This is a genomic window from Streptomyces sp. NRRL S-87 (assembly GCF_000719335.1).
Taxonomy (GTDB): domain Bacteria; phylum Actinomycetota; class Actinomycetes; order Streptomycetales; family Streptomycetaceae; genus Streptomyces.
Genome location: NZ_JOGB01000104.1, coordinates 1 through 9772 on the forward strand (window position 1 = coordinate 1; position 9772 = coordinate 9772).

A 9772-nucleotide genomic window follows, 5' to 3' on the forward strand; every position below is an offset into this window, starting at 1 on the left:
TTCGCCCTGGCCTGCGGCCACCCCTGGCCCGGGCCTGCCTCCGGTCCAGCCTGCCACCCCTGTCAAGCGCCTCCCCCACACACCACGGGACGGCCTGACCGGGAGCTTCGTGTCCTGCGGCCCCTTGATCTGGGGCGGGGCGGGGCGGGGCGGGCTGCGGAGCGGCAGCCGGTACCCCTGCACCATTCGGTGGCTGGGTGGCTGGGTGGCTCGGGGGCTGGGTGGCTCGGGGGCTGGGTGGCTGGGTGGCTGGGTGGCTCGGGGGCTGGGTCTGCGGGGTTGGTGCGGGTGCGGGTGCGGGTGCGGGCGCCCGGGTGCGGGCGCGCGGGTGGGAGGCAGGCCCCCCACCTCGTGCCCGCACCCACGCGCCTCAGGCCTTCTTTGACTCCGCGTAGTTGATCAGGAACAGGGCCTCCGCGACGGACAGGCGCTCCAGCTCCTCCGGCGACACGCTCTCGTTCACGGCGTGGATCTGCGCCTCCGGCTCGCTCAGGCCGATCAGCAGGATCTCCGTGTCGGGGTAGAGCGTCTGCAGGGTGTTGCACAGCGGGATCGACCCGCCCATGCCGGCGGCCTGCATCTCCTCGCCGGGGTATGCCACCTGCATCGCGGCGGCCATGGAGGCGTACGCCGGGCTGGCGGTGTCGGCCTGGAAGGGCTGGCCGGAGCCGACCTGCTCGACCTTGACGCGCGCGTTCCACGGCGTCTTGGCTTCCAGGTGCGCCATCAGGTGCTTGTTGGCCTCGACGGTGTCCATGCCCGGCGGCACGCGCAGGCTGATCAGCGCACGGGCGCTGGCGTGCACCGACGGGGTGGCGCCGACCACGGGCGGGCAGTCGATGCCCAGCACCGTCACGGCCGGCCGGGCCCACAGGCGGTCCGAGATCGAGCCGTCGCCGATCAGGTCCACGCCTTCGAGCACCCGTGCGTCGTCGCGGAAGTCGCCCTCCGGGTACTGCAGGCCCTCCCAGACGGCGTCCGCGGTGAGGCCGTCGACGGTGGTGGAGCCGTCCTCGGCGCGCAGCGAGTCCAGCACGCGGATCAGGGCGGCCAGCGCGTCCGGGGCGGCGCCGCCGAACATGCCCGAGTGCAGGTTGCCCGCCAGGGTGTCGACCTGGATGCGGACCAGCGTCATGCCGCGCAGCGTGGCCGTCACGGTGGGCAGGCCCAGGCGGAAGTTGCCGGCGTCGCCGATGACGATGGCGTCGGAGGTGAGCAGCTCGGGGTGGGCCTCGGCGTACTGCTGGAGGCCGCCGGTGCCCTGCTCCTCGGAGCCCTCGACGATGACCTTCACGCCCACCGGGACGCCGCCGTTGGCCTTGAGGGCGCGCAGTGCGAGCAGGTGCATGATGAACCCGCCCTTGCAGTCGGCGGCGCCGCGGCCGTACCAGCGGCCGTCGCGCTCGGTCAGCTCGAAGGCCGGGGAGATCCAGGCGGCGTCGTCCAGCGGGGGCTGCACGTCGTAGTGCGCGTACAGCAGGACCGTCGGGGCCCCTGCGGGGCCGGGCAGGTAGCCGTACACCGACTGCGTGCCGTCCGGGGTGTCGAGCAGCGCGACGTCCTGGAAGCCCTCGGTGCGCAGCGCGTCGGCCACCCAGTTCGCCGCACCCTCGCTCTCGCTCTTGGGGAACTGCGCCCAGTCGGCGACCGACCGGAACCTCACCAGTTCGGCCAGCTCCGTCTTGGCGCGGGGCATGAGCGAGGCGACGGTCTCGGCGATCGGGTGGGTGGACATGGGCACGCTCCTGGTGGGTGCGACGTTGTACTGCGTGTGAGCCGGGTGGGCACCGCCGATCTTCCCACAGGGGTCGTCGGGGGTCCGCCGTAGGATGCGGCTCGGCACCGGAGCAACATCAGGATCGGGAGCAGCGACACATCGTGAGCAGCGAGCACGGGGAATTCGACGGCGGCGCGGAGGGCCTGGAGGGCACGGACGGCGTGCGGGGCGGGGGCGGGGCCGAGGAGGCCGGCGGAGCCCGCGAACCGGACGCTGCCGGGGAGCCCCGGGTCGGCGCGGACGCTCAGGAGGTCGGGGGCGCCCAGGACGTGGGGGAGGACGGTGTCGAGGCCCAGGAGGGCAGCCAGGAGGTCTGGGACGTCGTCGTGGTCGGAGCGGGCCCGGCCGGCGCCTCGGCCGCGTACGCCGCGGCGGCCGCCGGCCGTCGGGTGCTGCTGCTGGAGAAGGCGGAGCTGCCGCGGTACAAGACCTGTGGCGGCGGCATCATCGGTCCGTCGCGCGACGCCCTGCCGCCGGGGTTCGTGCTGCCGTTCAAGGACCGCGTCAACGCGGTCACCTTCACCCTGAACGGCAGGTTCGGCCGTACCCGCCGCTCCCGGCACATGCTCTTCGGGCTCATCAACCGGCCGGAGTTCGACGCACAGCTGGTCGCCGCGGCCGAGAAGGCCGGCGCCCAGGTGCGTACGGGCGCCCAGGTCGCCCGGGTCGAGCAGCACGGGCCCGCGGTCCCGGACCGGCGCACGGTCGCCGTGGTCCTCGCGGACGGCGAGACCGTCCTGGCCCGCGCGGTGGTGGGGGCCGACGGCAGCGCCAGCCGGATCGGGGCGCACGTGGGCGTCAAGATGGCCCAGGTCGACCTCGGGCTGGAGGCCGAGATCCCGGTACCGCCCACCGTCGCGGAGGACTGGAAGGGCCGGGTGCTCATCGACTGGGGTCCGCTGCCGGGCAGTTACGGCTGGGTCTTTCCCAAGGGGGACACCCTCACCGTCGGCGTGATCTCGGCGAAGGGCGAGGGAGCCGCCACCAAGCGGTACCTGGAGGACTTCATCGGCCGGCTGGGCCTGGCCGGCTTCGAGCCCGAGGTCTCCTCCGGCCACCTGACGCGCTGCCGGGCGGACGACTCGCCGCTCTCACGGGGCCGGGTGCTGGTGTGCGGCGACGCGGCGGGCCTGCTGGAGCCGTGGACCCGCGAGGGCATCTCCTTCGCGCTGCGTTCGGGCCGGCTGGCGGGAGAGTGGGCCGTGCGGATCGCGGAGGCGCAGGACGCCGTGGACACCCGTCGGCAGGCCCTGAACTACGCCTTCGCCATCAAGGCGGGGCTGGGCGTGGAGATGGCGGTCGGGCGCCGGATGCTCACGCTGTTCGAGTCGCGGCCGGGGCTGCTGCACGCGGTGATCACCGGCTTCCGGCCGGCCTGGCGCGCCTTCGCCCGGATCACGCGCGGCTCGACCTCGTTGGGCGAGCTGGTGCGGACGAACCCCATGGCGAGCCGCGCCCTGCAGACCCTGGACCGGCGCCGGTCGGCGGACCGTCCGGCGTCCTGACGCGCACCGGCCGCTCGGCGCCGGCCCGCCGCCGTGCGGTCCGCCGCCGGGTGTCGGGCCGCGCCGTGCGGTCCGTCGCCGGGTGTCGGCCGGTCACTCGGCGACGGTGATGCGGAAGACCGGGTGGTCCCCGGCGGCCGCCAGCAGCTCCGCCTCGGAGGAGTCGGCGGTGGCGCCCTTGAAGAACCGGTTGACCTCCCATCCCCAGCGCTTGAGGTACGAGCGCAGCACGGCCGGCCGCTCGGCCTCCGGGATCTCGACCGCGGTGAACGTCCGCACCTTGCGCCCCACCCGCAGTTCGCCGCCCCCGGCCACGCGCATGTTGCGGACCCACTGCGAGTGGCCGCGGGCGGAGACCAGGTACGGGACGCCGTCGTGCTTGTGGAGGTTGACCGGGATGCGCTGCATCCGGCCCGAGACCCGGCCGCGTACCGAGAGCTCGGCCGTTCCGGCCAAGCTGATCCCGAGGCGGGCGAGCTTGCCGATGACGCGGTTCAGGCGGGCGTCCATGCCCTGGGCGGGGACGTAGTACGGGCTCTGCGACGCGCTCATGACGGCCTCCGGGCGAATTGGGAGAGCGGTGCTCTCGCTTGAGATCAGTGTGCACCCTTGGTCGGCGGCAAAGCAAGAGCACTGCTCTCACGAGTGTGCGGTGCTCTGATTCTGGGGTGAGCGGGGCTCGCTCTTGTGTGCACTGCTCCGATCATTGATCAGTGCTCTCCAGCGTGGCAGACTGCCTCCATGAGCACCGTGCGTGGAGCCCGTGAGCGGGCGCGGATCGAGGTCACCGCCGCCATCAAGGAGGAGGCGCGCAAGCAGCTCGCCGCCGAAGGCGCGGCGAAACTCTCCCTGCGCGCCGTGGCCCGCGAACTCGGCATGGTGTCCTCGGCGCTCTACCGCTACTTCCCCAGCCGCGACGACCTCCTGACCGCGCTGATCGTGGACGCCTACGACGCGGTCGGCGCCGCCGCCGAGGCGGCCGCCGCCCGGGCCGCCGCCGCGGCGCCGTACGAGCGCTGGACCGAGGTCTGCGTCGCCGTCCGCGCCTGGGCGCTCGACCACCCGCACGAGTACGCGCTCATCTACGGCTCGCCCGTCCCCGGTTACGCCGCGCCGCAGGACACCGTCGTCCCCGCGGCCCGGGTCGGGAACGTCCTGATCGGCTTCGTCCGCGAGGCCCACGGGGCCGGCCGCCTCGACCTGCCGCCCCTCGGGGACGAACTGCGGCCCGAGGCCGCCCGGATGGCCGCCGACTTCGCCCAGGACCTGCCGCTCGAAGCCGTCCCCGCGCTGGTCGCGGCCTGGGCGCAGCTGTTCGGCCTCATCTGCTTCGAGGTGTTCGGCCAGTTCAACCGCGTGGTGGAGGAGCGGGACGCGTTCTTCCGCCACTCCGCGGGCCGGCTCGCCCACTCCGTCGGCCTCCGCCCGGCGGACTGACCCGCCCCCACGGTGGCCCCCCCCACCCCGTGGAGCGGCCCTCTCCCTTGAGGCCGCCCGCCCGATGAGGGGGCACACCCGTGCACGTCGAGGCGGGGCGGGAACACGCTCACCTTCGGGTGACGGTGCGCGGGCCGGGCGGCGTGCGGCACCAGGGTGACCGCCATGATCACCAACGCCCTGCGGCCCTGCGCCGCCCTCGCCCTCGCCCTCGCGGCCGCCCTGGTCCCGCCGGCGGCCGCCGCCGAGCAGGCGCCCACGGCCCCCACCACCCGGTCCGCCCCGGTCTCCGCCACCTCCGCTGCCGCCGCCCGGGCGGCCGCGGCGACGTTCGGGTCCCGTGCGGGCGCGCCCGCGCTCGCCGCCGCGCCCGCCAACTCCTGCCCCCGCGTCACGGACCACCTCTACCCCGCCCTCGACAAGCGCGTCGACCTCGACCGCATCACGCCCTCGCCGTCCTGGCGCATCAACTGCAAGCAGCTCTACCGCTCGGACAGCCGCCCGCCGGAGACGGTCTTCGCACAGGGCTTCGCCCCGAAGGACGTACTCACCGGCCAGTACGACGTCGAGCAGTACGTCCTGGTCAACCAGCCCTCGCCGTACGTCTCCACGACGTACGACCACGACCTCTACAAGACCTGGTGGAAGAGCGGTTGGAACTACTACGTCGACGCCCCCGGCGGGGTCGACGTCAACCTGACCATCGGCGACACGCACAAGTGGGCGTCCCAGGTCGAGGTCGCCTTCCCCGGCGGCATCGAGCGCCGCTTCATCGTCGGCGTCTGCCCCGTCGACAAGGAGAAGAAGATCGAGATCATGAACCAGTGCCAGGACAACCCGTACTACGAGCCCTGGCGCAACGCCTACCCCGGGTAGTCGCCCTCCGGCCCGTCAGGTCCCGTCCGGACGACGGCCGAAGCGCCACAGGACGTGCGTGACCCGCAGGAGGAAGACGGCGACCGCCAGCCCGCAGGCGGCGGCGGTCAGACCGCGCTCCACTCCGTGCGGCAGGGCGAAAGCCAGTGCGGGCCCCGCCACCGCCCCGAAGACCAGGGCGGCGGCGAGGCCCGCGCTGAAGAACGCGTAGCCGATCTCCACCGTGACCGCGTCGCGGTCCGCCTGTGTACGCCGGACCTGTATCGCCTTGCGTGACCTCGGTGCCATACGGGCAGTCTCACAAAGCGGGCCCGCGCCGCGCCAACACCGGGCGCCCCGCGCGTGTCTCCGGAGGGTGCGGCCGCCCCGCCGTCAGATACGGGCCTGCTCCGACCACAACCGCGCCAGTTCCAGATCGCCCGAGACGGCGGGGCCCGTCAGCGGGCGACGGTTCCAGAGCGCCTCGTACAGCCACTGCGCGGGGGCGCTCACCTCGCAGTCCGCCGGGCCCTCGTCCGTACGCACCACCACCAGCGGCTCCCGCGAGACGAGGGCCGTCCACACCGCGCCGGTGTCCGTGGCCCGCACCCGCATGACCCGCTCCGCGTCGCGGTCCGTCCGCACGGTGGTCCGCGGCCGCACGAGGAACCCGCGCAGGAGCTCGTCCACCCCGTCCTCGGCGAACTCCGGCGCCACCGCCGAGAACCCGCCGCCCAGCGCCGACTCCGCGTCCACCCGGTGCACGGTCGTCTCGTGCGCCTGGCGCCGGGCCCAGAACCTCCGCGCCGAGGTCACGCCGGGCAGGAAGGTGAAGCACTCCACGTCCGCCGGGGCGGCCTCCAGAGTCTTCACCAGCGCCGCATGGCCCTCACGGAACCACGCCAGCAGATCCACCCCGACCAGCTCCGGGCCCGCGCCGAGCGGGACCCCCTCCCGCAGCGGCTCCCCGACGGCCCGCGCGGCCCACCGGTGGACCGCGCCCGTGTGCCGCAGCAGGTCGGCGACCCGCCAGCCGGGACAGGTGGGCACCGGGGCGTCCAGGCCGGCCCGCTCGGCCGTGTCCGCGAGCGAACGACCCTGCTCGTCAAGCGTCTTGAGGTAGTCCATGGTCTCCATGGGGGCGAGTGTGCCACCCGGAGCGGGGCAGCGCCGCGCCGCCGTCAGGCGTCCGCGAGCCCCGTCATCCGCAGCGTGAGGTTGATCCGCCCCGACGCCAGGCCCGTCACCTCCGGATCGCCCGTCCCCGGAAGCACCTTCACCACGCCGTGGTACGCGAACCGCGACGGCCCCCCGAAGACGAACAGGTCCCCGGACTCCAGCTCCACGTCCGTGTAAGGCCGGCCCCGGTCCTCCGGGTTCCCGAAGCGGAACACGCACGAGTCGCCGATGCTCAGCGACACCACCGGCGCATCCGACCGCTCGTCCTTGTCCTGGTGCATCCCCATGCGCGCGTCACCGTCGTAGAAGTTGACCAGCGCGGTGTCCGGCTCGTACCCGTCACCGGCCGCCGGGTCCCCGTACGCCTCCCGCAGCGCCTCCCGCCCCAGCTCCGCCAGCCACTCCGGGAAGGGCGCCACCTGCGCGCCGTTCACGTCGTCCGCCGTGCGCGAGTACCGGTACGGCAGCCAGTGCCAGCCCAGGCACACCGTCTGCGCGGACATCACCCCGCCCCCGGGCAGCCGCGTGTGCCGCATCGGCACCGGCCCGCGCGCCCACTCACGGCAGGCCGTCACCAGCTCCCGCTGCCGCTCGGCCGGCAGCCAGCCCGGCACGTGCACCGCACCCTCCGCGAGCACCGGCCGCGGTCTCGGGAACAGCCCGGTCATCGCATCCACCTCCCACCCCCGACGGTAGAGGGCGTCCTGCCCCGACCGTAGTACGGGCCACCGACAGCAGGAGCGGATACGGGCCACAGCGTGGATCATGCGAGGATCGGCTTCATGAACGGCGAAGCGGCCCCGAGGCGAGCAGCGGACCTGTCCACGCGCACCAAGCTGGAGAGGGGGCGCGGGGCGCTGGGTCCGGCCCTCGAGCTCGTCCACACCGGACGGGCCCCCACCCGTGCCGTGCTCACCGCCGAGCTCGGGGTCACCCGCGCCACCGCCGGCGCCGTGGCGGCCGAGCTGGAGGCCCTCGGCCTGATCCGCGTGGACTCCCGCCCCGGTGTGGCCGGCGGCTCCCAGGGTCGGCCCTCGCACCGGCTCGCGGTCGACGAGAACGGGCCCGTCGCCCTCGCCGCGCAGGTCCACCCCGACGGCTTCCGCGCCGCCCTGGTCGGCCTCGGCGGCCGCATCGTCGACACCACGCCGGGGTGCGTGACCGTCTCCGCCGACCCGGCGCAGGTGCTCGGCGAAGTGGTCGACGCCGGTGCGGCCCTGCTCGCCAAGAGCGGCCGCCGCTGCGTGGGCGCCGGCCTGGCCGTCCCGTCCGCCGTCGCCGAGCCCGACGGCACGGCCCTCAACCCGCTGCACCTCGCCTGGCCCGCCGGCGCCCCGGTGCGCGAGATCTTCACCGAACGCGTCCGCGCCGCCGGCATCGACGGACCCGCCTTCACCGGCAACGACGTGAACCTGGCCGCCCTCGCCGAGCACCGCCACGGCGCCGGCCGCAGCGCCCAGCACCTCCTGTGCGTGGCCACCGGCCACCGCGGCGTCGGCGGCGCGCTCGTACTCGACGGCCGCCTGCACTCCGGCAGCTCCGGACTCGCCCTGGAGGTCGGCCACCTGACCGTCAACCCCGACGGCCGGGCCTGCCACTGCGGCGGCCGCGGCTGCCTCGACGTGGAGGCCGATCCGCTCGCGTTCCTCCAGGCCGCGGGCCGCACCCCCGGCCCCGAGGTCTCGCTGCTGGACCAGGCCCGCGACCTGCTGCGCGCGGAGGCCGCCGACCCGGCCGTGCGGCACGCGACCGAAGAGCTCGTGGACCGCCTCGGCCTCGGCCTGGCGGGGCTGGTCAACATCCTCAACCCCGACCGGATCATCCTCGGCGGCCTGCACCGCGAGCTGCTGAACGCGGCCCCCGAGCGGCTGCGGGCGGTGGTCGCCGACCGCAGCCTCTGGGGGCGCAGCGGGGGCGTACCGATCCTGCCCTGCACCCTCGACCACAACAGCCTGGTCGGCGCCGCCGAGCTGGCCTGGCAGCCGGTCCTCGACGACCCGCTCCTGCTGGGCCAGGGAGCAGCGGTGGCAGGCCACTGACCGCCTGAGGCGGTACGCCGGTCAGCCCGCGGCCGGGACCGAGTCCTCGGCCCGCAGGGTGAGCGGAACGTTGCCCTTGACGGCCTGCGAGTACGGGCAGACCGCGTCCGCCCGGTGCAGCAGGGGCAGGAGGTCCTCACCGCGCCAGCCCGGCAGCGAGACCGTCATGGTGACCGCGAGCCCGTACCCGGCGGCGGTGTCGGTCGTCCCCAGCTCCACCTGGCAGGCGACGCGCGCGGCGGCGGCGTCGACACCGAACTCGCCGGCCACCTCGGCCAGCGCGGAGGTGAAGCACGCGGCGTACCCGGCGGCGAAGAGCTGCTCGGGATTCGTCGACTCCGGCGCCTTCTTGCGCGGGGGCGCCAGCCGGAGCTCGAGCCGGCCGTCGTCCGTGACGACGGTTCCGGTCCGGCCGCCGCTCGCGTGGGCGGTGGTGCTGTACAGGGTGCGGGTGAGGGGCACGACCACGATGGGGTCCTCTGCTCGACGGGGACCGCCGTCCGCACGGGACGACGGGGACGCTGCACGGCGCAGGTCACTGTCGCGTCGTCGTGCGTGACCGGGTACGGCGCATCTCGTCCGGGGTCCTCTGAGCAGACCGCCGCCCACCGTAGGCAGCACCCCGGGCCGCCGCAACCGCCGCCGCGGGTGACGCTGCTCACCCCGGTCCCGTCGTCCCCTGCCGCCCTGACTGCTGCCCCCGGCCGGCCTCGTACCGCCCCCGCTGCAGCCCGCATCCCATCTCGGTCCGCAGCATCCTCGGCAGTGCCAGGCCGGTCCCGTGGTCTGTGGGGGAGTGCTTGAGCGGCCCACCACATCCTTGGCGGTGCCTGGTGGGTCGCGTGGTGTGTGGGGGAGGCGCTTGACAGGGGTGGCAGGCTGGTCCGGAGGCAGGCCCGGGCCAGGGGTGGCCGAAGGCCAGGGGCGGAGCCCCCAAAGCCCCTGGGGTGGGCCTGCCGCTGGGGGTACCTCCCAGCGGT

At 74.7% G+C, this 9772-nt stretch carries 10 protein-coding genes and 1 riboswitch; of the genes, 4 read left to right on the forward strand and 6 right to left on the reverse strand.

Going from position 1 to position 9772, the window contains the following annotated elements; all coding sequences use genetic code 11:
- Positions 1-370: 370 nt before the first annotated feature.
- Complete coding sequence (locus IF43_RS0134685; protein ID WP_030210585.1) at positions 371-1735, reverse strand: dipeptidase; 1365 nt, start codon at positions 1733-1735, stop codon at positions 371-373.
- A 311-nt stretch (positions 1736-2046) separates the two neighbouring features.
- Between IF43_RS0134685 and IF43_RS0134690 the strand changes: the two genes are divergently transcribed.
- Positions 2047-3282 (forward strand): geranylgeranyl reductase family protein, encoded by a 1236-nt coding sequence (locus IF43_RS0134690; RefSeq protein WP_030210586.1) that lies wholly within the window; start codon positions 2047-2049, stop codon positions 3280-3282.
- A gap of 93 nt (positions 3283-3375) precedes the next feature.
- Here the strand turns inward: IF43_RS0134690 and IF43_RS0134695 are convergent, their stop codons facing one another.
- Entirely contained in the window at positions 3376-3834 is a 459-nt protein-coding gene (locus IF43_RS0134695; RefSeq protein ID WP_030210587.1) for a nitroreductase/quinone reductase family protein, read from the reverse strand.
- A gap of 189 nt (positions 3835-4023) precedes the next feature.
- Between IF43_RS0134695 and IF43_RS0134700 the strand changes: the two genes are divergently transcribed.
- Positions 4024-4719 (forward strand): TetR/AcrR family transcriptional regulator, encoded by a 696-nt coding sequence (locus IF43_RS0134700; RefSeq protein ID WP_030210588.1) that lies wholly within the window; start codon positions 4024-4026, stop codon positions 4717-4719.
- A gap of 165 nt (positions 4720-4884) precedes the next feature.
- On the forward strand, positions 4885-5595 hold the full coding sequence (locus tag IF43_RS0134705; RefSeq protein WP_030210589.1) for an ADP-ribosyltransferase: 711 nt from the start codon (positions 4885-4887) through the stop codon (positions 5593-5595).
- A gap of 15 nt (positions 5596-5610) precedes the next feature.
- On the opposite strand, the gene IF43_RS0134710 is transcribed toward IF43_RS0134705, so the two are convergent.
- From IF43_RS0134710 to IF43_RS0134720, 3 genes are all read right to left on the reverse strand, one after another.
- A complete protein-coding gene (locus IF43_RS0134710) occupies positions 5611-5883 on the reverse strand; it encodes a DUF6332 family protein (RefSeq protein ID WP_030210592.1) in 273 nt (90 codons plus the stop codon).
- A gap of 84 nt (positions 5884-5967) precedes the next feature.
- The gene (locus IF43_RS0134715; protein WP_030210595.1) at positions 5968-6711 is read right to left on the reverse strand and encodes a maleylpyruvate isomerase family mycothiol-dependent enzyme; all 744 of its coding nucleotides are present in this window, start codon (positions 6709-6711) and stop codon (positions 5968-5970) included.
- A 44-nt stretch (positions 6712-6755) separates the two neighbouring features.
- Complete coding sequence (locus IF43_RS0134720) at positions 6756-7421, reverse strand: alpha-ketoglutarate-dependent dioxygenase AlkB (protein ID WP_030210598.1); 666 nt, start codon at positions 7419-7421, stop codon at positions 6756-6758.
- A gap of 114 nt (positions 7422-7535) precedes the next feature.
- On the opposite strand from IF43_RS0134720, the gene IF43_RS0134725 reads away from it, so the two are divergent.
- Complete coding sequence (locus tag IF43_RS0134725) at positions 7536-8792, forward strand: ROK family protein (RefSeq protein WP_030210601.1); 1257 nt, start codon at positions 7536-7538, stop codon at positions 8790-8792.
- A 21-nt stretch (positions 8793-8813) separates the two neighbouring features.
- On the opposite strand, the gene IF43_RS0134730 is transcribed toward IF43_RS0134725, so the two are convergent.
- Positions 8814-9260, reverse strand: coding sequence for an Ohr family peroxiredoxin (locus tag IF43_RS0134730; RefSeq protein ID WP_030210605.1), 447 nt, complete (start codon positions 9258-9260; stop codon positions 8814-8816).
- Positions 9261-9332: 72 nt separating this feature from the next.
- Positions 9333-9395, reverse strand: a riboswitch (guanidine-III (ykkC-III) riboswitch).
- Positions 9396-9772 lie beyond the last annotated feature (377 nt).

Excerpts from the sequence above, each read along its gene's own strand:
- IF43_RS0134685 (WP_030210585.1), bottom strand. The coding sequence starts at position 1,735 with ATGTCCACCCACCCGATCGCCGAGACCGTCGCCTCGCTCATGCCCCGC.
- IF43_RS0134695 (WP_030210587.1), bottom strand. The coding sequence starts at position 3,834 with ATGAGCGCGTCGCAGAGCCCGTACTACGTCCCCGCCCAGGGCATGGAC.
- IF43_RS0134700 (WP_030210588.1), top strand. The coding sequence starts at position 4,024 with ATGAGCACCGTGCGTGGAGCCCGTGAGCGGGCGCGGATCGAGGTCACC.
- IF43_RS0134705 (WP_030210589.1), top strand. The coding sequence starts at position 4,885 with ATGATCACCAACGCCCTGCGGCCCTGCGCCGCCCTCGCCCTCGCCCTC.
- IF43_RS0134710 (WP_030210592.1), bottom strand. The coding sequence starts at position 5,883 with ATGGCACCGAGGTCACGCAAGGCGATACAGGTCCGGCGTACACAGGCG.
- IF43_RS0134715 (WP_030210595.1), bottom strand. The coding sequence starts at position 6,711 with ATGGAGACCATGGACTACCTCAAGACGCTTGACGAGCAGGGTCGTTCG.
- IF43_RS0134720 (WP_030210598.1), bottom strand. The coding sequence starts at position 7,421 with ATGACCGGGCTGTTCCCGAGACCGCGGCCGGTGCTCGCGGAGGGTGCG.
- IF43_RS0134725 (WP_030210601.1), top strand. The coding sequence starts at position 7,536 with ATGAACGGCGAAGCGGCCCCGAGGCGAGCAGCGGACCTGTCCACGCGC.